This window comes from Sphingobium sp. TKS, assembly GCF_001563265.1.
Lineage (GTDB): Bacteria > Pseudomonadota > Alphaproteobacteria > Sphingomonadales > Sphingomonadaceae > Sphingobium.
This window is the reverse complement of record NZ_CP005083.1, coordinates 2545497-2567803: the sequence shown is the minus strand read 5'-3', so window position 1 is coordinate 2567803 and position 22307 is coordinate 2545497. Positions and strand designations below refer to the sequence as shown.

Here is a 22307-nt window from a genome sequence, read left to right as displayed (position 1 = left end):
GAAGCCCCGGCCTGCCCGCCGGGGTTTTGCATATATGCCGCCATTGCTCATGCCCCCGCCTGATAGGTCGGGAGGTTCGCCAGATAGGCTTCGAGATCGGCAAACGAGATCAACGTGCGCCGCCCGGCCTTGCGAGCCTTGAGATCGCCGCGCTTCAAGGCCTCATAGATCGAGGTGCGCGACATGCCCGAAAACTGCACGGCTTCGGGCAAGGTGCCGTATGCTTTTGTCATGGGAATTGTCCCTTGCTGTCCGCCGCGACAAGTGCGGCCAAGCAGGGACATGCCGCTAACCGGCTGGCCAAAATGGGGGTTCTTTCCCGCCCCAATCGGGGAGAGTTACGCCCCCACAACTAAAGGCCGGGAATTATGCCGTCTGCAAATTCCGCCGGGTGCTGCCGGTGCAGTTGGCAAGCCGCTTTCACAACCTCTGTCAGATTGGCGGTTTCACGCGCGCCGAACGCCAGCGTCACCATGCGGCCATAGAAGTCCATGAAGGGCGTTTGTGCCTTAATCCGGGCATCTGTTGGAAAGTTGTTTGCAGATACGGGCTGGCCAAATGCGGCTTCATAGATCGGGGCCAGGTATTGCCCGCGCTGCACTCTGAGCCGCTTTTCCTCCGATTGCCGCCACGGCCCTCGCTGGCTTTCGGTTGCCTTCGCAGCTTCCCGCATGAAACTGGCCAGCCAATCCAGTTCGGCAACGGCAGCCTTGAAACGGCGATAATCGGAAGGTTCGCCCATAACCATGCCGTCGCCAATATCGGTCCCGCCTTCGCCGTCCCAATGGTGCCAAGCGTGATCCCATAGCCGGGAGTCGGCAGCATGATCGCACTGGAATAGCTCCAGCCATGTTTGCCCGGTCAATGCTGCCAGCCGCTCCAGTTCCCCGCGAATATCGGCATTTGAAGTCCGTTCCGGGCCATCGGTAATGTTCGGCAAGGAAATGGCGAGCGAGCGCCTAACGGCCATCGCCAGCCAGTCCATATCCCTCCCCGGCGACAGCGGAAGGGCGAAGCCTGCCAAGGCGCTGGCAACGGCTTCTGGCGTGACTGCCGGTAGCATGTGATCCCTGCCGATGAATGCGGCAAATTCGGCATCATCGGCAAAGCTCATTCATGCCCCCGTAGACTATCCAAATAGGCGTCCACCTCCGCGCGCTTCCACTCCGGCGCAGCGTCATAGAGCGTCTTGAAATGCTCGTATTCGGCCATCGCCCTATGTGCCTCCCGCATGTATTCTGCGATCCCCAGAGCGTCCGCGCGGCTGGCGCACCAATGGCGGCGTTCCTCGTGCCCTATGCGCCGCGCAACGGCATACCAGCGGGTGCGATGGCGCACCTTTACGAAATGCCGCTCGCTTTCCACCGTGACAATCCAGCGATCCTTGAGCGCGAACGGCAACACGGCAGCGGCTTCGTTGGCGCTGTCAGTCCACACGGAACGCGACTCCGAAACGGCCCATTATCTCGCGTTGGTCGGCCCCGTATTCAGGCGCATGGGCAATATCGGCTTCGCCCTCCCATTGGCTGCCCCATTGCATCCCGAAATGCTCGCCTGCCCAAAATGCGCCGCAGCCATCATCCCCGGCAAGGCAGCAATCTGCGTCCGGGTCCGTCATTTCGTCCAGCATGGCGATAGCTGCCTCTGCCACGGCCTCCAGCGCCACCTTATCAAGCCGGGCCAGTGATCGCCGCGCCTTGGCGACTCTCGCCATGTGCGGCCTAGCGGCCTCATGTGCGCGCCGCTCCCATGTGTCATAGTAGCTCATGCCGCTGCCCCCCGGATTGGCGAAACCTTGGCACCAGCCGCGCCGTCGCTGGCGCAATAGGTTGCCCAATCGGCCATAAGCCGCCGCCGTTTGTCGAATAGATCGCCGCGCCGGTAAGCCGCTTCGGACTTGTTGCCGATCACATGGGCCAGCGCCATTTCGCAGACTTCATGGGCATAGCCGGTGCATTCGGCAGCCCAATCGCGGAAGCCGGAACGGAAGCCGTGAACGGTGCATTCCAGCTTCATGCGGCGAAGTAGCATCGACATTGCCATAGTGGACAGCTTGCCGCCCTTGTCGGCTGGAAACAGGCTGGCCTTGCCCAGCGGTTTCACGGCCTCCAGAATCTCGACAGCGCGCGAGGACAGGGGAATGCGATGTTCCTTGCCCGCCTTCATGCGGGACGCTGGCACGGTCCAGATTGCCTTGTCCAAATCGACTTCGTCCCACGTTGCCCCTAGCACTTCGCTTGTGCGCGTGGCCGTGAGAATGACAAACTCCAGCGCCAGCGCCGCCATTGCCTCCCGCTCCCGCAGTTGCCCCATGAACGCCGGGATTGCCTCATATGGCATAGCCTTGTGATGGCCGCGCGTAAGCCGCGAACGGGGCGGCAGGATTTGCGCGATATGGCCGCGCCAGCGGGCAGGGTTTTCGCCCTCCCGGTATCCGCGCGCCTTGGCGGCATCGAGCACGGTTTCAATCCGCCCCCGGATGCGGCTGGCAGTTTCCGGCTTGTCCTGCCAGATCGGCTCAAGGATTTTCAGCACATGCGCCGTGCCAATTTCGGCAACAGGCAATTCTCCCATGACGGGATAGACGTAGCTGGCCAGCGTGTTGCGCCATTGCTGCCGGTGCTTGTCATTGCGCCAGCTTGTCTCATTCGCGCCGATATAAGCCTCTGCCACGGCCTTGAACGTCATTCCGGCTATCGCTGCCGCCTGAGCCGCTGCAAGCGCCTCTGTGGCCTCTCGCTGGCGTTCCTCCAGAGGATCAATTCCGGCTTTCACCTTGAGCCGCAGGGCATCGCGCGCCGTGCGGGCATCGGCAAGGGAAATGCCGCCTTGTCCAGCCGCGCCCAAGCCAATGTCGCGCGACTTGCCCTTGAGCATGAAGCGATAGACCCATGACCGCGCGCCGGTTTCCTTCACCAGCAAGTGCAGCCCGCCCCCGTCCGCATGGCGTCCGGGTTTCGCATTCTTGACCGCCAAAGGCGTAAGGGCGTTGCTGAGCTTGCGCGGCATGGCTGGCGTCTCCGTTCCCAAATCCGTTCCCCAATAATACGCCGGTTTTATGGGAACGCAACCGGATAGAACGGGACAGGAACGGAGTGGGATAGAGCCGATTATCGCCTATTTTTCGCGCTTATTTTAATGCTGACGGATGCATCGGGACGCTAGTTTCGGGGACACCCTGTCCGCCACTTCGGAACAACGGTGGGCACTCCGCCCGCCGCCGAGGCTACGCCGTTAGCGGCGAGCACCCGCAATAGGTTGCTCTTCGAGCCCATGATGCGGACTTCCTCGCGATCGACTTCCACCCGCTGCGCGAGCGCACGCAGATGATCGCGCCGGTAGCCACCGCCCTCCAGTCGGATACGTTGCCGCGCGGTCGAGGCGAAGTCGCGCAACATCGTCGGTGTGATCGCTTGCTGCGCCGAGCTTACTAGCAACGCTGAGGCGCGCTCGGCGTCCGCTCGCGCCTGATCGCGGGTCGCCTTCAATCCGTCGATGCGATCCTTGAGCGCCGGATCATCGAGATCGGCGACTCCACTTTCGATTGCGTCATAAAGCCGCTTCAAGCGCAGCTCCGTCTCCGCAGCGCGCTTGTTAAGCTCGGCGATATGCTCGCGGCGCCGGTCGGATCGGTCCTGTCGGCGGTCCAGAACTTCCGACAGCACGTCCTCAAGTCGATCGGGATCAAGCAGCCGTTCCGCCAGATGATTGGCGACGAGATCGTCCAGCCGCTCCATTGCCACGGTCATGCCCTCGCACGCGGTCGCTCCCTGTCGCGCCTTCATCGAGCAGGTGTAATAGCGATAGCGACCGCTCTTGCCGGTGCGGATCGTCATCGCCCCGCCACACTTGCCGCAGTGGATCAGCCCCGTTAGCAGCGTCGGGCCTCCGACGACTTGCGGATGCGCGACCTTCGGGCTGCGCGCCTTCAGATGCGCCTGCACCGCATCGAACATCGCCTGGTCGATGATCGCTGGAACCTCGACAGCGATAACCTCGGCGGCAGGCTTCAATTCTTTGCTTTTGCCGCGCTTGTTAAACTCGTGCCGCCCCGCATAGGTAGCGCGCGTCAGCATCCGATGCACCGTGCCGATGCCCCAGCGCCCGCCGTCGCGGGTGAAGATGCGGCTCTCGTTGAGATGCTTGGTGATCGTTTTGACACCCATCGGGCCGGACGTGCCGTCGCCTTCCAGCGCCAGCTTGAACGCCAGCCGCACCGTGTCGGCGTGAAGCGGGTCGATCTCCAGCTTCTTCTTGGTCTTCGCGCCGCGCTGTTCGGCAGCGACGACGCGGTAGCCGATCGGCGGCAGCGAGCCATTCCAGAAGCCCTGACGCGCATTCTCCTTGAGCGCGCGCAGGACGTGCTTGGCGTTCTCCTTCGACTGATACTCGTCAAACAGCGCCATGATCTGGCGCATCATGACGTGCATCGGATCGTCGCCCATCTCCTGCGTGATGGAGAGCAGCTTCACGCCGTTCTTGGCGAGCTTGCGGACGTAGAACTCCAGCTCGAAATGGTCGCGGAAGAATCGCGAGAAGCTGTGGACGACAACCACGTCGAATGTCGCGGGCTTGCTCGTTCCGGCCTCAATCATGCGCTGGAACTCGGGCCGGCGGTCGTTGGTGGCGGATGCGCCTGCCTCCACGAACGTATCGACCAGTTCCAGTCCGCGCGAGAGACAATAGGCTTCGCCCTGTTTGCGCTGATCGGGAATGGAGACGTCGTGCTCGGCCTGCCGCGCCGTCGAGACGCGCAGATAGAGGGCGGCGCGTAGCGGCACGGTCATGGCAGTTTCCTCACGTCATTGGCACGGCCCGAACAACTCGTCGAAGACATCGCCGAACCATGCCTCGAACACGTCCACTTCGACGCTCGTGACCGGAACGCGCTCGGGCCAGTCGTCAGTGACGGTCCATGCAGAAAGATCGTCTTTTGGCGGCCGACCCACGTACGGCCGAGCCGAGCCGACCGGCAATCGGACATAATCGAGCAAGTCGTCCGGGCAGTATGCAGGACGGCGCGGCGTCCGACGACGAGGCTTGCGAGACGTGGCCATGCGAACAGCGTGCCGCTCGCCTTCCTCTCTCGCAAAGGCTTCGACGCAGCATAGCGCAGATAGGGGCGGACGGCGATGCAGTTCATGGCTCGCCCCACGGGTTGACCACCGTGATGCCGCAGTCCGCGAAGTCGGCGACGTTGCGAGTCGCCAGCCGCGCTCCGCGCGACCGGACGATGGCGGCGATCTGCGCGTCGATCTGGCTGATCGGTTTGCCGCTCTGTTTCCGCCCGGCAGCGATCTCAGGAAAGGCAAGCGCCGCCTCAGTGTCGAACGGCAGGACGCGCCCTGCCAGATCGACGTCGAACATCGGCCGTGCTGCGGCGAGCAGATCGTCGCGCCGGCGTCCCTCGGGAAGTAGCGCCAGCCCGTAGAAGATTTCCGCCTGCGTCAGCGTCGTCGTGAACACGCCCGCCATTGGCTGCTCAGCAATCCACGCCATGACCCTCGGGTCAGGCTCGCGCCGCATCAGCTCAGAGATGACGTTGGTGTCGAGAACGATCATTCGCCGAAGTCCACCGGCTGCCGAATCGGCTCACGCCGAATGTCAGGCAGATCGACTCCGCCCAGCTCGCCGAAGCGTTCGTTGATGGCCTGGCCTAAATTGCGAGGGCGCGGGATTTCTGTCGAAAGCGCCGATCGGAGAATGTCGCGCGCTTCGTCTTCCATCGACCGGCCGTGCATTGCCGCGCGCAGACGAAGGCGATTTTTGATCGCGTCGTCGATGTTTCGGATCGTCATTACCGCCATGATAACCTCCATAAGTCAATGACTGCATATTAGTCGATTGACATGAAAAATTGCAATGCCGCGATGGCGAGGCTACTATCTCCAGCCTGTGAGTTTGACGCTGATGGGAACACTGCTGACTGCATCATCAGGATCGCCGGGCAGAGCGGTTATCCGGGCGCTGGACAATGCGCCTGCGCTGGCAGCCTGGGCGCGCGAAGAAGGGTTTCGCGATCTACGCCCGTCTTTTTGGCATGTGACGGTTATATTCTCTTCGCATAGCATGTTGACGCTAGACCCGGACGCTCTCCAGATCGAACCCGGTTTATCCCGGCGGGTTGAACGCATGGGAGGACTGATTACGCTATGTTTTCCGTCGCCCGTTCTAGTAGCTCGCCACCTTGTTCATCGGCAATCTGGGGGTGCGTGGGATTTCCGCGCATACAGACCGCATGTGAGCTTCACGCCTGATGATGGACGGAATCTGCGAGATGTTCGCCCTTTCGATGGGATGCTGATGTTCGGGCCTGAAATCTTAGGCTGAGATCTTGAGGAGGGGGAAGTCTCCCCCTGAGCGGGAGCCGAGTGTCTCCCGCTACCCCCTCTGCGGGGACACCCCGCAACTCCCCGCAGGCGCATTCGCGCCGATTGATAAATCCGCCGCTGCGGATTTCAGCTTTTCCAATGCTGCGGAGATCGGGCCAGGGCTACGCCGGCCCGATCGTATTGTTGGTCGTTGCACTCCCCGAGATGGGGTGGGCGTCGCTTCCCTTTAGGCCCGCCGCGCCGGGCCGCAACGCGCGCGAGGCGCGCTTACCTCCTCTGCGTTCCGGTCCTGCGGATGCTGCCCGGCTCCGCCGGCGGGCCTGCCGGTCGCTTTCGCCGCCCACCCCATTCCGGGGTGTGTGTGGTTTTGAAGGAGAAGTGTGATGAACGCTGTTACCGAAACCGCAGCCGCCGAGCCTGTGTCGGGCATTGAGATTTTCGTGCCACTCGCCAAGCTCAAGAAGTCCCCGCGCAATGCCCGCAAGGTGCCGCATGGGGAAGCCGCTATCGAAGCGCTGGCCGCGTCGATCCAGCACAAGGGGCTGATCCAGAACCTTGTTATCGAGCCAGAGGCCAAGGAGGACGGGACGCCGACCGGCTATTACCTCGTCACCGCTGGCGAAGGCCGCAGGCTGGCGATGCTGCTGCGCGCCAAGCGTAAGCAGATCAAGAAGTCCGAGCCTGTCCGCTGCTGGCTGGACACGGCGAACGACCCCGCCGAGATCAGTCTGGACGAGAACGTGACCCGCACGCCGATGCACCCCGCCGACCAGTTCGAGCGGTTTGCGGAGCTTTCCAACGACAAGGGTTGGGGTGCGCAGGAGATCGGCGCGCGGTTCGGCGTGTCGGCTGGCGTGGTGAAGCAGCGGCTTCGCTTGGGTGCGGTCAGCCCGAAGCTGTTGCAGGTCTATCGGGAGGACGGTCTTACGCTGGACCAGTTGATGGCCTTCGCGATCACCGAGGACCATGCCCGTCAGGAGCAGGTGTTCGAGGGGCTGCATCACAATCGCGAGCCGTGGATTATCCGGCGCGATATGACCGCCGCCAACGTGCCCGCCGATGATCGCCGCGCGGTGTTCGTCGGGGCCGACGCCTATATCGAGGCGGGCGGCAACATCATCCGTGACCTGTTCAGCGAGGACCGGGGCGGGTTCTTCGAGGATGCCGGCTTGCTCGATTTGCTCGCCGCCGAGAAGCTGCGGGAGGTTGCCGAGCAGGTGCAGGCCGAGGGCTGGAAATGGGCCGAGGCGCATATCGACTATCCCCACGCCCACGGGATGCGCCGCTTCTATCCGCAAACCATCGCCCTGACCGACGAAGACGAGGCGCGGCTGGAGACGCTGTCCACCGAGCATGACGGGCTTGCCGAAGGCTATTCGTCCTATGACGAGATGCCCGAGGGCGTGGCGACGAAGCTGGAGGAGGTGTCCGACGAGATCGACGCCATTTCCGCCAAGCGCCATGCTTACGATCCCAACGTGGTCGCACATGGCGGGGCGTTCGTGGTGCTTCACCATGACGGCACGGTCAGGATTGAGCGCGGTTTCGTCCGCCCCGAGGACGAGGTGCTGGCCGATCCGCAGCCCGAGGACGAAGCGGAAGCCATCGACCGGGAGACGGTCGAGGACGAGCAGGCCGAGGGCGACGACGAGGACATGCAGGAGATCGAGGAAGAGGACGAGGAACTGGGCAAGCCGATTTCTGACAGCCTTACCCGCGACCTGTCCGCCCACCGGACCCTTGCCTTGCGCGTGGCGCTTGGCGAGCGGGCCGATCTGGCGCTGATCGCCTTGACCCACACGCTCACGGCACAACTGTTCTACAGCTACGCAGAGGCCGGTTGCCTTGAGGTTCGTCCGACCGTGACGCCGCTTGGCAGTCATGCGGATGGGATCGAGGACACCCCGCTGGCCGCAAAGGCGAACGAGGCGCGCGAGGCTTGGGCCGAGCGGATGCCGCGTGACGTGGCGGACCTGTGGGGCTTCATCGTCGGGCTGGACGACGAGAAGCGGGTGGCGCTGCTGGCGCATTGCGCGTCCCGCACCGTCAATGCGCTGCGCCTGCCGTGGGATCGCAAGCCCCGGACGCTGCAAACGGCGGACAGACTGGCGACTGCGCTGGCGTTGGACGTGGCGAAGGACTGGACGCCCACTATGGACAGCTACCTTGGCCGCGTCACCAAGGCGCATATCGTCGAGGCCGTGACCGAAGGCGTGTCGGAGGACGCCGCGCGCCGTATCGCGGACATGAAGAAGCCGGACATGGCGCAAGCCGCCGAGCAGCTTCTGGCCGGAACCGGCTGGCTTCCCGCCGTGCTGCGGACGCCGAAGCCGGAGCAGCCCGCGCCCGCCGAGGCCGAGGATGCCGGGGCCGTGGGGCAGCCGTCCGAAGCGGAGGCTCCCGATACCGAAGCGGAGGACGGCGAAGTCTCCTACGCCGTTGCCGCCGAATAGCGGCATTAGGCCGGGGCCGCGCCAACGGTCCCGGCTTCCCTTTCATCGTCGGCCAAAAAATCGCGGCCGCGCCCTTTCCGGGCGCGGCCGCTTTGCTTGATCTCGCCGCTCGCCGGGCACCGCCCGGCTCGCGGATCAACCCTTGAAGTTTCGGGTAGTTTGGACAAGAACCGCCGCAGGCTTACAGGCAGAGTTGTTATCGCGCATCGCGATATAAGACACCGATGTTAGGCAGTGATGCTTCCATCTACCCTTATTGCAGCTTTACGGCTGAGCGGACGATCCGATCGAACACATAGGAGTGCCTGTAAGCCACCTATTAGGGGGGTGGGGTGTCAAGTCTGGCGAAACTGCAAGCGGCGAAGTCGCTCGATGATCTAGCGGCGATCTTGGGCTACAAGCCCGCAGCGCTCGCCTATCTACTTTATCACCTTCCCAGCGCTCAGAAATACACCACGTTCACTATTCCCAAACGCGACGGGACGCCGAGGCAGATTCTCGCCCCCACGCCTAAACTGAAGCTCCTGCAACGGCGGCTCGCCAATGTCCTCTATCTGGCGCTGGCCGACATCGACAAGGCGGGTGCGCCACGCCGACAGCTCTCGCATGGTTTTGCCAAGCATCTATCCATCGTGACGAACGCCGCGGTCCACAAGCGGCGGCGTTACGTGTTGAATCTCGATCTCAAGGATTTCTTCCCGTCGATCAATTTCGGTCGCGTGCGCGGTATGTTCATCAAGGACAAGCGCTTCGGTCTCGATCCCAAGGTGGCGACCCTCATCGCGCAGATCGCCTGTCACGATCACGTTCTTCCCCAAGGCAGCCCCTGTTCGCCGGTCATTTCCAATGTCGTCGGGCATCTCCTGGACATTCGGCTCGTTCGCTTCGCCAAGGCGCAGAAATGCACCTATTCGCGCTATGCCGACGACATCACTTTCTCCACGAATGCCAAGGCGTTCCCAGCCGATGTCGCTGCCCCAATACCGGGATCGGAGCATAATTGGGCGCTGGGCGCCGCCTTGTTGAAGGAGATCGACAAGGCTGGCTTTGATGTGAACCCGGCCAAGACGCGGATGCAGTATCGTGGGTCACGGCAGGTCGCGACCGGGCTGCTCGTCAACGAGAAACCAAACATCCGACCCGAATACTACCGCACGGTGCGCGCGATGTGCTGGTCACTGTTCGGCAGTGGAACTTATTACCGCATTGTCCCGGCCGCGCTGGCGGGCGGAAAGCCGGGCGATCCCGATATGCAGGAACCCGCCACCTCTCTTGCGCCGCTGCAAGGGATGCTGGGCTACGTCTATCAAGTGCGCGATCAGGTCGATGCGCGGTCCTCTATCGACAAGAAGAAAGAGGCGACGGCAACGCGGAAGCTATACATCCGCTTTCTATTTTACCGAAATTTCGTCGTTGCGCCTAAACCGCTTATCATTCCCGAGGGCAAGACCGACTCTATCTATCTGCGCGCTGCGATAGAGAAGCTTACCGCCTACCATCCGCAGCTTGGCGCAATGGATAAAGGGAAGTTCAAATCCGCGCTCAAGTTCATGAATTTTTCGAGCACGGTCCATGACGTCCTACAGATCGGCAATGGCGCGGGCGATCTCCTGCACTTCATTCGGAAATATCCCGACGCGCTCAAGCATTACCGGCACCGGCCTTTGCCCAACCCCGTCATCGGGCTGATCGACAATGACGATGGTGCCAAGGATATCTTCAGCGTCGCCAAAAATCTCGGCGCTCCCAATATTTCGAGAACCTCTACAGACCCGTTCTACCGTCTCGCCGCCAATCTCTATCTCATTAAAACGCCGGAGATCGGCGCGAAAGGCACGAGCTGCATTGAGGACTCGTTCGGTCCTGCACTTTTGAAGACCGTTATCGACGGCAAAGTGTTCGACCCCAACAAGAAGCACGACGAACCCGGAAAATACGGGAAAGCTAGGTTCGCCGAGAAGGTCGTGCAGCCGCAAAAAGACACGATCGACTTCTCAAAATTCGCGGGCCTGCTCGACCGCATCGTTGCGGTCCTAGACGATTACGCCGCCAATCCGCCGCCGCCCTGACACAATCAGGAACGCGGCGGCATATAGGTCGCGTCGAGCCGACGATGGATAAGTGACACGAGCGTCAGAAGATCCTCGGCGTCAGTCTTGGCCATCGGCCAGTGGATGCGCGCTTCGTGGGCAGTCGTGTTGCGGAACATGCCGAAGACGCCTTTGACGAGATTGGAAAAGCCGCTTTGCTCGCTACGCTCGCTCACCGTTCCGCGCGGATTGATCGCCAGCATCGGCGGATCGCCGCCCAGCACGCGGTCCACCAGCGTTCCCCCGTCATCTGACAGACCCGTCCTGACCCGCATCTTGTCGGCGACACTTTTCACCGCCTCCTGGACCGCATGGAAATAGTCATCGGCCAGCAGCTCAGCGCGGCAGAAGCGCAGCACGTCCGGGTGAACGCCGCGCGTCTCCAGATCGGTGCGCAATTCCTTCGCGCGGCGCTGCGCTTCCGGCGGGGTGGTCGCTTGCTCGACGGTTTCGATCTTTCCCGCTTCGCTAACCACGAGGCCGGCAAATGCTAGGGCCTGGTTGAGACTGGCGCGCATAGGCTCGTAACGGTGTGGCTCCCGGCTATAGCGGGCGGGCCTCATCGCATGGCGGATGAAGCCGAGGATGCGGGTGCGGTCCTGCCGGGCGTTCTGGCTGGCGACGAAGGCGTTGTAGATGCGGTGCCGCTTGGTAATCTCGCCCGGATCGGTCATCTGACATGTCGCTATCAGCATCGCGATCTCAGTCCCCTTGAGTCCCGTTTCAGTGTCGCCGAGCGCGCCAGCGATGGCTTCGAGCTGATCCTGCGAAAACAGTTGCGCCACCAATTCCTCCTCCCTTTGCGAACCTCCGTGGTCTCCTTCGGTCGAATCGCTAAATCACCTTGGAACGTAGGATGAACATCGCGCAAGACTGTTGGCAGAGTTGCCGACATAGTCGCCGGTCATACAAAACTCCCTGACTTCCGAGCCGGACATCCAGCGGCCTCCCCAATGGCTTGTCTGGCCGAAGCCGATCGCCCTCCCGCAAAGGCGTCGTCCAGCTTTTTTCCGCCGCCTACGGCTTTGCATCGCGAAGCAAAAAAGCCGCCGCCGCCCAACCTCCACTGCGTTGCAGCCGCAAGCGGTGCGGGGTCGATCGCGCCCCGGCCGACGCCGAGCCATCGAGGCCGCGATGGTGTGGCCCGAGCAAGTAGGAGATTGCGACATGGCTACGATCGGCACCTTCACCGCCAACAGCAAGGGCGAGTTCACCGGCGTTATCAAGACGCTCACCCTCAACGCCAAAGCGACCCTTCGCCCGGTCGAGAAGGAAGGCGACAAGTCCCCCGACTTCCGCATCCAGTCCGGCGACATGGATATCGGCGCCGCCTGGAAGAAAACCAGCCGCGAAGGCCGCGATTACATCTCGGTCAAGCTGGACGATCCGAGCTTCCCGGCGCCGATCTACGCCACGCTGTCCGAAACCGACACCACCGGCGAATATGCGCTGATTTGGTCCCGCTGACCGGCGAAGGCGCCCCCGCTCCACCGAGCGGGGGCGCCTTCGCGATGGGACAGCAGAACTAGCCGGACAGCGAATCGAATAGGGGAAGCGGCATCGGGCCGCGCTCAGTCAGTGCGCCAGCATCGTAGGGTGCGATCGTCACCCATTCGACCGCCCAATCCAACGTCAGCTCGCCGGGGCCGATCCGCGAAATCCCGGCGCCGTCCACCACGACCCGGAAGTCGAAGCGATCTTCCTCGGCTTCTAGGCGGCCTTCGATCAACGAACCGTCGCTCGCTGCCAGCAGGAAACGCTCCTCAACCTCGTCATAGGGGACGCGCAGCGTTTTGGTGATGTCGCCGGCGACCGCGATGCGCTGGCCCGGCTGTCCCGTGATCGTAATGCTCATACCGACTCCTTGCAGCCGGTTTGGATCAAAACAGGAACAAATGGCAAGAGCTGTTTGCCGGCACCGCAGGACGGCGCGTGCTTGGGGCTCTGCCCCTGGCGCACTCCAAGCGGCTTCCGCCCAGCTTCCTCCTCGCGCTGCGCGCGTTCCGTGCAGCCGGTTCCCCGCGAAGCCGCCTTCCGTTTGCACCCCCGGTCTCGCCGACGGGCAGGGTTTCAGCGCGGCGCTCCGCTGCGCGGAAACCCAAGCCCAAAGGAGGCCAAAATGCACTACCAGCTTGCCACCCGTTTCGGTCGCAACGCCCATCAGATCAGCGGCCGGGAGCCGCTCGACAACGAGGCTCTGTATCGCCACGTCCCGTCCATCTTCGCCCGCGAGGCGCACGACAGCCGTTCGGATCGCTACGTCTATGTCCCGACCATCGACATCGTGGAGGGGTTGCGCCGGGAAGGTTGGTCGCCGTTCTTCGCGGTCCAGTCGGTTCCGCGCGACGGCAGCCGCCACGGCCACGCCAAGCATATGCTACGCCTGCGCCGGGACGACGGTATCGGCAAGCCGGAGGCCGCCGAAGTCATCATCGTGAACAGCCATGATGGGACCAGCGCCTATCAGATGTTTGCCGGGATGCTGCGCTTCGTCTGCACCAACAGCATGATCGCGGGTGAGCGGTTCGAGGAGGTCCGCGTGCCGCACAAAGGGAATATCGAGCATGACATCATCGAGGGCGTGTTTACCGTCGCCGAGGACTTCCCCCGGCTGATCGACGCCAGCGAGTCGATGAAGGCGATGCAGCTTTCGCCGGATGAGCAGCGCTTGCTTGGCGAGGTTAGCCTTGTTGCGCGCTATGGCGACGACGAAAGCCCGGTTCGGCCCGAGCAGATCATCGAGCCGCGCCGCCGTGAGGATGTGGACCGCAGCCTGTGGACCACGTTCAACGTCATTCAGGAGAATGTCGTTCGGGGCGGATTGCAGGGCCGCAAGCGCAATGCAGAGGGCCGCATTCGCCGTGCCCAGATGCGCGCGATCAATGGCATCGACCAGAATGTCACGCTCAACCGCGCGCTATGGACGCTGGCCGAAGGGATGCAGCGCCTCAAAGCGGCCTGACCCCATAACTACCGCAGGGCCGGAGTTTCCGGCCCTGCGGCTTTGCCGTTTTCGCGCCGATCCGCTGCACCGGATCGGCAGCGACCGCGCGTCCCAAGGTCCGCGCGGTCGCAATCGCGCTCGTCGGGCTCACGCCCGGCTCGGGTTCAACTTTCAGTCTCGGACGGATCGAGTTCGGCGACAAGATCGCTGGGCGTGACACCAAGCGCGGAGGCCAAGTGGAACAAGGTGACGACGGTTGGATTGCGTCGCCCACGTTCCAGATCGCTGACATATTGTTGAGTAAAGCCTGACGTCTCGGCAAAGCGCTCTTGGGTAAAGCCCCTTTCCTTTCTCAGCTTCGCAAAGTTCAATCCCACGAGACGCCGCATGTCCATGCGCGGCAAACTGGACGATACACCCTATGCGGTTTATCCCATATAAGGTGTATCGCCTGATCGGCGCTCAGCCTCGCTGCGAAAGGTGCAATGAACGATGCAGGATTCGCTCGTAGCCGAGCGGTGTATTTGGTCTAGGTTGGTTAACTGGGACACGGCGGGGGCGTCATGACCATGTGCCAATTTGAGGACCGCGTACCAGAGTCGGCGCAACTCACAGCCTACGACGAAAGTCATTTTCAGGACTATATTCGTTTGCTTGATGCCGATGCCGAGGGTGCCGACTGGCGCGAGGTCGCCGCCACAATTTTCGGCATCGACGTCACCATCGAACCCGGTCGAGCGAAGACAATGCACGAAAGTCATCTTGCGCGCGCACGATGGATGACAGAGATCGGCTATGCGCATCTACTCGGCTGCGAGCGACCGCGGCAGACTTAATACTTCATCCAATTTGGCGGTAATTCTTTGTCAGCGCAGCCGCGTCAGCGGCATGTCTAAGTGCATTCTTCGCGCTTTCGCCTGTTGGTTGCACCAACGACCTTCGCCCCTCCGAAATCCGCGCGTGGCGCGGTTGGGAGGATGCTATGCCGACGCCGCCGAACCGGCGCCAACGGCGCGCCGGCAATCTGTCCGACGTGCTCGGGCGCGCCGATTTAGCCGCCGAGTTTCTTCGACGGAACCGCACATACCGCGCCGAACATGAGCAGATGCAGCTACGCATCGCGGACGGCGCCGTCGCGAAGAACACCGCAGAGGCGGCGTTCGCGCGGCGCTGGGGGTTATCCTTTCGCCACAGCGCCGGATGACCTTTCAGAGCCGGTCGTCTGGCGCCCAGAGCTGACCGCCGTCACGGTCATTCTGGACGCAGCGCCGGGTGAGTATGAGAGCGCCGCTCCGGTCGATCCGCGCGCGCTCGGCGCGCTGCTCGCCGACCTGGCTGGCATCGACGGACGCCACGTCATCGTCGCCGATGCGGCAGGCGAACATCGACTGTGGCTACGCGAGGCGACGCCCGGTCGGCCACTTGCCGCAGTCATTCCGCTGGACAAGGATTTCATCACCCGCATCGCCAGCCTACTGCGCTTCCACCGCCGCCTTCTCGGCCGGGCGGCGGGGCCGCTGCCTCGTGGCTGGCCACTTACCGCCTATCGGTTGGCGCGCCTTGACCTGATGCTCCGCGCGCTGGACCTGCGCCATGCAGGCGCGACCTATCGCCAGATCGCGGCCGAGCTGGGGCGCGAGGATGCGGCTCGACTTCCCGCGACCGAGTGGAAAATCTCGGCCGCGCGCTCCTTCGTAGTGCGCCTGGTTCGCGACGCTACGGCGCTCATGAAGGGCGACTACCGAAAGCTGCTCCGCATCCGCTGACCAAGCTTCGGCTTCAATACCCGCTTGGGTGGTCGCATCCGTGCAACCGCAGATCTTCGTACTCCACCCGGCCCGCCTTGCTTTGCCATTTTCGCCTCCTGCCGCCACCGCCCGCAGGAGCCGTCACTTGTCCGATACGCCCACCAACCTGCCGCCCCGCTTCCTGCGCACGCCGGAAGCAGCACGCTTCCTCGGCCTCTCGGGACGCACCCTTGAGAAGCACCGCTATTTTGGCACCGGCCCGGCTTACCGCCGGATCGGCGGCCGCGTCGTCTATTCGGTCGATGACCTGCGTGCCTGGGCTGACATCGGCATCAAGCATTCGACCTCCGATCCGGGACAGGACGATCTCATGCCGCGCGCGGATTCGGCCATCGCCCGGAGCCGGCGATGAGCGTCCCGCCGTCACCCATGCGCCACCGCCAGCCCTCCGACGACGGCATGACGCGCGTCGAACTGACATGGATCGAGAAGCGGATCGAGCACTGGATCAGGTTCGGCCGGGTCGCGGTGGACGAGATCGTGGATCGCCGCCGCCGCATCGTCCGCTTCCGTCCCGGTGCGATCTTCGCGTTCGTCCGCTGGGCGGCGAACGACTACGGCACGGTCAGCTCGCGCATCGACATCCTGCGCGCGGTCGGCGCAGGCGAACCGTTCACGACGCTGCCGTTCGTGCGGCCGGGCGGCGACATCCTGCTCAAGATCGAAGGCTGGCCCAAGGTCCAGCAAGTTCTCGCCGCGATCGACGCGACCGAGGCGGCCGGCGTCGATCCCTGCGATGCCGCACCCGACCATTGGCGGCATGTCCACAACCGCATCGCCGCCGGACAGGCCCCGCGCCCCTACACGCTGGAGCGTCATCGCGCCTGGCTCAAGCGCCGGGAGATTGAGGGATGACGCGCCGTGGATGGGCCGTTGCGACGGCCGCCGCCGCCTCGCTGTTCGCCACATCGTTCGCCGGCGTCGCGGTGTTCGATCCGCTGCCGCGCGTCGTCTGGAACGCCAGCGCGAGCGCGCCGATCGGGCTTTATCGTATCGAGCCGGTGCGCGATCCGCCGCTTGACACACTGGTCGCCGTGACGCCGCCACCGGCGCTGGCGCGGTGGCTGGCGGAGCGCGGCTATCTCGGCGAGCGCGTGCCGCTGTTGAAGCATGTCGCGGCGCGGCCGGGGCAGATCGTGTGCCGCATCAACGCGGTGGTGAGCGTGGATGGGCGGCCCGTCGTCGTCGCCCGGCAGCGTGACGGCCGGGGCCGCCCACTGCCGGTCTGGCAAGGCTGCCGCACGCTGCGCGCCGGCGAGCTGCTGATGCTCAACCCCGACCACGCCGACAGCATGGACGGTCGCTATTTCGGTCCGCTGCTGGCCTCGACCGTGCTCGGCCATGCCATCCCGATCCTCACCCGCGACACGCCCGACGCGCCGCTTGTCTGGCGCTGATCCGCTTCCTCGCCTGCCAACCCAAAGGAGATTCCCATGCAGATCGGCAGCTTCTTCCGCACCGCCAACGGCTACGAAGGCATCATCGAGACGGCGACGCTCGACATCCGTATCTCGATCGTTCCGGCCGAGCAGATCGACGCCGACAAGGCACCCGACTGGCGCGTCCACCGGGGCGACGGCGGCGAAGGCCCGGAGATCGGCGCCGGCTGGAACGAGTCCGGCGAACGCGCCGGGGACTACGTCTCGCTGCGCATCGACGATCCCGCCTTCGCGCAGCCAATCCGCGCCGCGCTGTTCCAGAACACCGCCGACAAGTCGGCTTGGTCGCTGCGCTGGAACCGCCAGCCAAAGTCGCGCGAGCAGGACTGATCCCGTGCGGCCGATCATCATCCCTTTGTTCGCGGGAGAGCCGTCTCATCCCTTCGTCCCGCTCGGGCGCAGGCCAGCCGGGGCGCGCAGCGACGGTCAAGGGCGGCCGAAGGCCGGCGCTCCGCGCGCACCCTTTACCGCAGCGAGCACACTGGCAGGCTGGCGGCGGAGCGGAGTCGGATCGGCGGTAGCCCTTGCCGTCGTCCTGCTGTCCGGCGGCGTCGCGTCTGCCCCGGCGATGGCGCAGGATATGCCGGCCGCGCGGTCGGCGGTCGTCCATCCTTACGCCGTCCATGTCGCCGAGGCCGCGCGGCGGTTCGGCATCCCCGAGGCGTGGATATGGGCGGTGATGCGCGTCGAGAGCGGCGGCAATTCACGCGCAGTCTCGCGCGCCGGGGCGATCGGCTTGATGCAGATCATGCCCGCGACTTGGGGCGCGCTGCGCACCCGCTATGGCCTCGGCCCCGATCCGTTCGATGTGCGCGACAACATCATGGCGGGCGCGGCCTACCTGCGCGAGATGCACGACCGCTACGGCAACGCCAGCGCGATGTTGGCGGCTTATAATGCGGGACCAGGCCGCTACGACGACTTCCTGTCGCGCGGCCGTCCGCTGCCCGCTGAGACGGTCGGCTATCTCGCCCAGCTCGCGCCGATCACTGGAGGATCGGGCGCTGTGGATGTGGCGGTAAGCGTGCCGCCTGATCCGTTCGCCTGGCGTCGCGCCGCGTTGTTTGTCCGCACGGGAAGCGCCGCATCAGATGCAGTTGGCGTGCAGTCCGGCAACGGCGAAACCGCGCCGGAAACGCCCTCGGGCAGCGTAGAATCTGACGGCGGTCGCACGACAGATCCGTCGCCGAATGTGGCTCGCGAGACGCTGTTCGTGTCCCGCGCCCGCGCGGGCCGACCGCAATGATCGGCCTGTCGCTCCCTTCATCCATCCGAAGCAGCAAAGTGGCTGGGGAGGAGGAAAACGGTAGGGACAGACGAGGGCAAGATACAAGGCCCGCCCCGTTTCGCCGAAAAGCCGAGGCTTTTCCGAGGCTTCACGCGGGGGCATCGGTCGGCGCGCGTGCCGCGCGGAAGAGAAAAGCCAGCAAAAACAACGCCTCGAATGGCACCACAGGCCATTTTCGGCCGAAAGCGGCCCGGCCATGAGCGAGGACAGCGACTTCCGCGTCCGGCCGGGTAAGGCCAAGCGCAGCAAGGCGCAGGGCCGCAACGCCCGCGGCCTAGTCGCCGAGGTGCTGCGCGCCGCCGCCATGAGCGGCGGCAACCCTCGCCGCGCCTGGAGCGGGCCGTCCCGCCGCGGCCAGTCCAACTTCGGCCGGGGCCGCACCGCATTCGCGCGCAGCCGACTGTTCGGATCGGGCCGGCGGGTGCTGGTGAAGGCGCTGCCCGTTAATCACCGCGGCCGGGGCGGATACCGCATGGCGCCGCTGTCCGCGCATGTCGCCTACTTGAAGCGAGAGGGCGTCACCCGCGACGGCTCGCCGACGCGCATGTTCGATGCGGCCGGCGACGACGCCGACGATCGCGGCTTCGCCGATCGCTGCAATGACGACCGGCATCATTTTCGCATCATCGTCTCGCCCGAGGATGCGGCCGAGCTGACGGACCTGCGCGAATATACCCGCGACCTCGTGCGCCAGATGGAGGCGGACCTGGGGACGCGGCTCGATTGGGTCGCGGTCGATCACTGGAACACCGACAACCCGCATGTCCATCTGCTCGTGCGCGGCGTGACCGACACCGGCGCCGATCTCGTCATGGCGCGCGACTACATCAGCCACAACCTGCGCTCCAACGCCGAGGAACTAGCGCAGGCCGAACTTGGCCCGAAGCCCGAGCATGAGGTTCAGCGCACGCTCGAACGCGACGTGGCGGCCGAGCGCTGGACCCGGCTCGATACCGAGATCAAACGCTCGGCCGACGAGCTGGGCGTGATCGACCTGCGGCCCGAGCGCCCCGGCCCGGACGATCCGCGCCTCCGCCGCTTGATGGTCGGGCGGTTGCAGCATCTGGAGTCGATGGGGCTCGCCGCGCAGGGCGAGCCGGGCGAGTGGGCGGTTGCCGAAGGCGCGGCGGCCAAGCTGCGCGAGCTGGGCACGCGCGGCGACATTATCCGCACGATCGGCGCGGCGCTCCGCGAGCATGGTCAGGACCGGCCGCTCGATAGCTATGCCGTCGTCACCAGCGCGCCCGAGAAGCCGATCGCGGGCAGGCTGATCGACAAGGGCTTGCACGACGAACTGATCGGCACGGCCTATGCCGTGATCGACGGCACCGATGGCCGCACCCACCATGTCCGGCTGCCCGGCGTCGAGGCGCTGGAGCACACACCGAAGCTCGGCGGCATCGTCGAGCTGCGTGCGATCGGGCGGCCGGGCGAGGAGAAGCTGACGCTGATGCTCGCCACGCGGTCGGACCTCGACCTCGCCGCGCAGGTAAAGGCGCCCGGCGCGACCTGGCTCGACCACCGGCTGATCGAGCGCGGCGCGAGTGTCGCGGATGGCGGGTTTGGCGCGGAGGTGCGACGCGCGATGGACGCGCGAACCGACCATCTCGTCAAGGAAGGGCTCGCGCGCCGGTTCGGCGAGCGGACGGTGTTCGAGCGCGGGATGCTCGACACGCTGCGAAAGCGCGAGTTGGACGCGGTTGGCGCGAAGATCGCGGGCGAGACCGGCCTTGCTTATCGCCCCGCCGCGTCCGGCGAGAAGATCGCCGGCATCGTGCGCCAGCGTCTCGCGCTCGCCTCCGGCCGCTTCGCCATGATCGACGACGGCCTCGGCTTCAGGCTCGTGCCGTGGGCCAGCACCCTCGAACAGCAACTCGGCCGTCAGGTGTCCGGCGTCGTCCGCGCCGGCGGCGGCATCGACTGGACGCTCGGCCGCAAGCGCGGCCTCGGCATCTGACTCAGGAGACCTTTCATGTCCGCGACCAAAATCCTCTGGGGCCAGATCATCATCGTGTTTCTGATCGTGCTCGCCGGGGTGTGGGGCGCGACGCAGTGGACCGCCGCCGCGCTCGCCTACCAGCCCGAGCTTGGGCCGCCTTGGTTCGAGGCGTTCGGGTTGCGCGTCTATCCGCCGCCGGCTTTCTTCTGGTGGTGGTTCAGCTTCGACGCCTATGCCCCGGACATCTTCAAGACCGGCGCGTTCATCGCCGCATCGGGCGGGTTCGCGTCGATCGCCGTGGCGATCGGGATGTCGGTGTGGCGCGCGCGTGAACTGAGAAACGCCGAGACCTACGGCTCGGCGCGCTGGGCGACCGATCGCGAGGTTCATGCTGCCGGGTTGCTGGGGCCGAACGGCGTCGTGCTCGGCAGGCTCGCGCGCGACTATCTGCGCCACGACGGCCCCGAGCATGTGCTGTGCTTTGCGCCGACCCGTTCGGGCAAAGGCGTCGGCTTGGTCGTGCCCTCGCTGCTGACCTGGCCGGCCTCGGCGATCGTTCACGACATAAAGGGCGAGAACTGGACGCTGACCGCCGGCTTCCGCGCACGGCACGGCCGCGTGCTTCTCTTCGACCCGACCAATGCGGAATCGGCGGCCTACAATCCGCTACTAGAGGTGCGGCGCGGCCAGTGGGAGGTGCGCGACGTGCAGAACGTCGCCGACGTGCTGGTCGATCCCGAAGGCAGCCTGGAGCGCCGAAACCACTGGGAGAAAACCTCGCACTCGCTGCTGGTCGGCGCGATCCTTCATGTTCTCTATGCCGAGCCCGACAAGACCTTGGCCGGCGTCGCGGGCTTCCTGTCGGACCCCTCCCGCACAATCGAACAGACGCTGGCGGCGATGATGGCGACGCCACACCTCGGCGAAGCCGGCGTCCATCCGGTCGTCGCCAGCGCGGCGCGCGAGTTGCTGAACAAGTCGGACAACGAACGATCGGGCGTGCTCAGCACCGCCATGTCGTTCCTCGGGCTCTATCGCGATCCCGTCGTCGCGCAGGTCACGCGGGCGTGCCAGTGGCGCATATCGGATCTGGTCGAGGGCGAGCGACCGGCCACGCTCTACCTAGTCGTGCCGCCCAGCGACATAGCGCGCACCAAGCCGCTGATCCGCCTGATCCTCAACCAGATCGGACGCCGGCTGACCGAGGAGCTGACGCCCAAAGGCAACCGTCATCGCGTGCTGTTGATGCTCGACGAGTTTCCCGCGCTCGGCCGGCTGGACTTCTTCGAGTCCGCCCTGGCGTTCATGGCGGGCTACGGGCTCAAGGCGTTCCTGATCGCGCAGTCCCTCAATCAGATCGAGAAGGCTTACGGCCCGAATAACGCGATCCTCGACAATTGCCATGTCCGCGTGAGCTTCGCCACCAACGACGAGCGGACTGCCAAGCGCGTGTCGGACGCGCTCGGCACGGCAACCGAGATGCGGGCGATGAAGAACTACGCCGGGCATCGCCTGTCGCCGTGGCTCGGGCATTTGATGGTGTCGCGGTCGGAGACCGCCCGCCAGCTCCTCACGCCCGGCGAGGTGATGCAGCTACCGCCCGACGACGAGATCGTCATGGTGGCGGGCGTCCACCCGATCCGCGCGAAGAAGGCGCGCTACTTTCAGGACCGCCGGCTGTCCGAACGCATCACCCAGGCGCCGAACCCGGAGGCGGTCAAGGCGCGAGCGGACGACTGGACCGGGCGGCAGGCGGCCGCTGACCCGAAGCAGGTCGCGCGCATCGTCCGCGATGCGGAAGACGCCGCCAATGGCGGTCTGCGCCGCGAGCCCGAGCTGCCCGAGCACGTCGCGATTGCGCCGGAGACGCCGGCCACACCGAGCCAAGAGTTTGCGATCGTGGAGGACGAGCAGGACGACGCGGCGCGGCAGGCGGCTGTGCGCCGCCGGATGCAGGGGATGGCGCGGCAGGCGTCGCTCGATCCTGGCGACGGGATCGACTTGTAGGAGGCCG

Annotated in this window: 27 protein-coding genes; 15 read left to right on the top strand and 12 right to left on the bottom strand. The window is 64.8% G+C overall.

Annotated features, from left to right (window positions below; translation table 11 throughout):
- Positions 1 to 47: 47 nt before the first annotated feature.
- The 9 genes from K426_RS12835 to K426_RS12800 form a co-directional block, all read right to left on the bottom strand.
- Complete coding sequence (locus tag K426_RS12835; RefSeq protein ID WP_066557631.1) at positions 48 to 233, bottom strand: helix-turn-helix domain-containing protein; 186 nt, start codon at positions 231 to 233, stop codon at positions 48 to 50.
- A gap of 119 nt (positions 234 to 352) precedes the next feature.
- Positions 353 to 1114, bottom strand: coding sequence for a hypothetical protein (locus K426_RS12830; protein WP_066557629.1), 762 nt, complete (start codon positions 1112 to 1114; stop codon positions 353 to 355).
- On the bottom strand, positions 1111 to 1437 hold the full coding sequence (locus K426_RS12825) for a hypothetical protein (protein WP_066557627.1): 327 nt from the start codon (positions 1435 to 1437) through the stop codon (positions 1111 to 1113). Before K426_RS12825 ends, K426_RS12830 begins: the two co-directional genes overlap by 4 nt.
- Complete coding sequence (locus K426_RS12820; protein ID WP_066557625.1) at positions 1427 to 1768, bottom strand: hypothetical protein; 342 nt, start codon at positions 1766 to 1768, stop codon at positions 1427 to 1429. The genes K426_RS12825 and K426_RS12820 overlap by 11 nt, the downstream gene beginning before the upstream one ends.
- Entirely contained in the window at positions 1765 to 3009 is a 1245-nt protein-coding gene (locus tag K426_RS12815; RefSeq protein ID WP_066557622.1) for a tyrosine-type recombinase/integrase, read from the bottom strand. The genes K426_RS12820 and K426_RS12815 overlap by 4 nt, the downstream gene beginning before the upstream one ends.
- Positions 3010 to 3161: 152 nt before the next feature.
- Positions 3162 to 4787, bottom strand: coding sequence for a recombinase family protein (locus tag K426_RS12810; protein WP_066557617.1), 1626 nt, complete (start codon positions 4785 to 4787; stop codon positions 3162 to 3164).
- Between the two features lie 15 nt (positions 4788 to 4802).
- A complete protein-coding gene (locus tag K426_RS31320) occupies positions 4803 to 4994 on the bottom strand; it encodes a hypothetical protein (protein ID WP_145907326.1) in 192 nt (63 codons plus the stop codon).
- Positions 4995 to 5139: 145 nt separating this feature from the next.
- A complete protein-coding gene (locus K426_RS12805) occupies positions 5140 to 5562 on the bottom strand; it encodes a type II toxin-antitoxin system VapC family toxin (RefSeq protein ID WP_066557614.1) in 423 nt (140 codons plus the stop codon).
- Positions 5559 to 5807: a FitA-like ribbon-helix-helix domain-containing protein gene (locus K426_RS12800; protein ID WP_145907324.1), complete on the bottom strand. Its 249-nt coding sequence runs from the start codon at positions 5805 to 5807 to the stop codon at positions 5559 to 5561. The genes K426_RS12805 and K426_RS12800 overlap by 4 nt, the downstream gene beginning before the upstream one ends.
- A 55-nt stretch (positions 5808 to 5862) precedes the next feature.
- Here K426_RS12800 and K426_RS33090 point away from each other — a divergent pair, with 55 nt between their 5' ends.
- From K426_RS33090 to K426_RS12790, 3 genes are all read left to right on the top strand, one after another.
- Positions 5863 to 6330, top strand: coding sequence for a hypothetical protein (locus K426_RS33090; RefSeq protein WP_443018190.1), 468 nt, complete (start codon positions 5863 to 5865; stop codon positions 6328 to 6330).
- 385 nt (positions 6331 to 6715) lie between these two features.
- Positions 6716 to 8785, top strand: coding sequence for a ParB/RepB/Spo0J family partition protein (locus K426_RS12795; protein ID WP_066557609.1), 2070 nt, complete (start codon positions 6716 to 6718; stop codon positions 8783 to 8785).
- A 332-nt stretch (positions 8786 to 9117) separates the two neighbouring features.
- On the top strand, positions 9118 to 10854 hold the full coding sequence (locus K426_RS12790; RefSeq protein WP_066557606.1) for a retron Ec67 family RNA-directed DNA polymerase/endonuclease: 1737 nt from the start codon (positions 9118 to 9120) through the stop codon (positions 10852 to 10854).
- 5 nt (positions 10855 to 10859) lie between these two features.
- Here K426_RS12790 and K426_RS12785 read toward each other — a convergent pair whose 3' ends face one another.
- Positions 10860 to 11660: a TIGR02391 family protein gene (locus K426_RS12785; RefSeq protein ID WP_237229788.1), complete on the bottom strand. Its 801-nt coding sequence runs from the start codon at positions 11658 to 11660 to the stop codon at positions 10860 to 10862.
- 382 nt (positions 11661 to 12042) lie between these two features.
- On the opposite strand from K426_RS12785, the gene K426_RS12780 reads away from it, so the two are divergent.
- On the top strand, positions 12043 to 12342 hold the full coding sequence (locus K426_RS12780; protein WP_066557602.1) for a DUF736 domain-containing protein: 300 nt from the start codon (positions 12043 to 12045) through the stop codon (positions 12340 to 12342).
- A 58-nt stretch (positions 12343 to 12400) separates the two neighbouring features.
- Here K426_RS12780 and K426_RS12775 read toward each other — a convergent pair whose 3' ends face one another.
- Complete coding sequence (locus tag K426_RS12775; RefSeq protein WP_066557600.1) at positions 12401 to 12730, bottom strand: hypothetical protein; 330 nt, start codon at positions 12728 to 12730, stop codon at positions 12401 to 12403.
- 264 nt (positions 12731 to 12994) lie between these two features.
- On the opposite strand from K426_RS12775, the gene K426_RS12770 reads away from it, so the two are divergent.
- Complete coding sequence (locus tag K426_RS12770) at positions 12995 to 13837, top strand: DUF932 domain-containing protein (RefSeq protein WP_066557599.1); 843 nt, start codon at positions 12995 to 12997, stop codon at positions 13835 to 13837.
- A gap of 146 nt (positions 13838 to 13983) precedes the next feature.
- On the opposite strand, the gene K426_RS12765 is transcribed toward K426_RS12770, so the two are convergent.
- Positions 13984 to 14208 carry a helix-turn-helix domain-containing protein gene (locus K426_RS12765; protein ID WP_335339733.1) on the bottom strand — a complete coding sequence of 75 codons (225 nt, stop codon included), beginning with the start codon at positions 14206 to 14208 and terminating at the stop codon, positions 13984 to 13986.
- 174 nt (positions 14209 to 14382) lie between these two features.
- On the opposite strand from K426_RS12765, the gene K426_RS12760 reads away from it, so the two are divergent.
- The 10 genes from K426_RS12760 to K426_RS12720 all read left to right on the top strand — a co-directional run bounded on the left by K426_RS12760 (position 14383) and on the right by K426_RS12720 (position 22300).
- Positions 14383 to 14655 (top strand): DNA -binding domain-containing protein, encoded by a 273-nt coding sequence (locus K426_RS12760; protein ID WP_066557591.1) that lies wholly within the window; start codon positions 14383 to 14385, stop codon positions 14653 to 14655.
- Between the two features lie 146 nt (positions 14656 to 14801).
- Positions 14802 to 15023, top strand: a complete 222-nt coding sequence (locus tag K426_RS32545; protein ID WP_082748593.1) for a transcriptional regulator domain-containing protein — start codon at positions 14802 to 14804, stop codon at positions 15021 to 15023.
- Entirely contained in the window at positions 14917 to 15585 is a 669-nt protein-coding gene (locus K426_RS32540; protein WP_237229787.1) for a DUF2285 domain-containing protein, read from the top strand. Before K426_RS32545 ends, K426_RS32540 begins: the two co-directional genes overlap by 107 nt.
- Before the next feature lie 127 nt (positions 15586 to 15712).
- The gene (locus tag K426_RS12750) at positions 15713 to 15979 is read left to right on the top strand and encodes a helix-turn-helix transcriptional regulator (RefSeq protein WP_015459426.1); all 267 of its coding nucleotides are present in this window, start codon (positions 15713 to 15715) and stop codon (positions 15977 to 15979) included.
- A complete protein-coding gene (locus K426_RS12745; protein WP_066557588.1) occupies positions 15976 to 16482 on the top strand; it encodes a DUF2840 domain-containing protein in 507 nt (168 codons plus the stop codon). The genes K426_RS12750 and K426_RS12745 overlap by 4 nt, the downstream gene beginning before the upstream one ends.
- Entirely contained in the window at positions 16479 to 17024 is a 546-nt protein-coding gene (locus K426_RS12740) for a S26 family signal peptidase (RefSeq protein ID WP_066557586.1), read from the top strand. The genes K426_RS12745 and K426_RS12740 overlap by 4 nt, the downstream gene beginning before the upstream one ends.
- A gap of 36 nt (positions 17025 to 17060) precedes the next feature.
- Positions 17061 to 17396 carry a DUF736 domain-containing protein gene (locus tag K426_RS12735; protein WP_066557584.1) on the top strand — a complete coding sequence of 112 codons (336 nt, stop codon included), beginning with the start codon at positions 17061 to 17063 and terminating at the stop codon, positions 17394 to 17396.
- Between the two features lie 4 nt (positions 17397 to 17400).
- On the top strand, positions 17401 to 18312 hold the full coding sequence (locus tag K426_RS30325; RefSeq protein ID WP_082748592.1) for a lytic transglycosylase domain-containing protein: 912 nt from the start codon (positions 17401 to 17403) through the stop codon (positions 18310 to 18312).
- A 238-nt stretch (positions 18313 to 18550) separates the two neighbouring features.
- Positions 18551 to 20311, top strand: a complete 1761-nt coding sequence (locus tag K426_RS12725) for a relaxase/mobilization nuclease domain-containing protein (RefSeq protein WP_066554481.1) — start codon at positions 18551 to 18553, stop codon at positions 20309 to 20311.
- A 15-nt stretch (positions 20312 to 20326) separates the two neighbouring features.
- Positions 20327 to 22300, top strand: a complete 1974-nt coding sequence (locus K426_RS12720) for a conjugal transfer protein TraG (protein ID WP_066557573.1) — start codon at positions 20327 to 20329, stop codon at positions 22298 to 22300.
- Positions 22301 to 22307 lie beyond the last annotated feature (7 nt).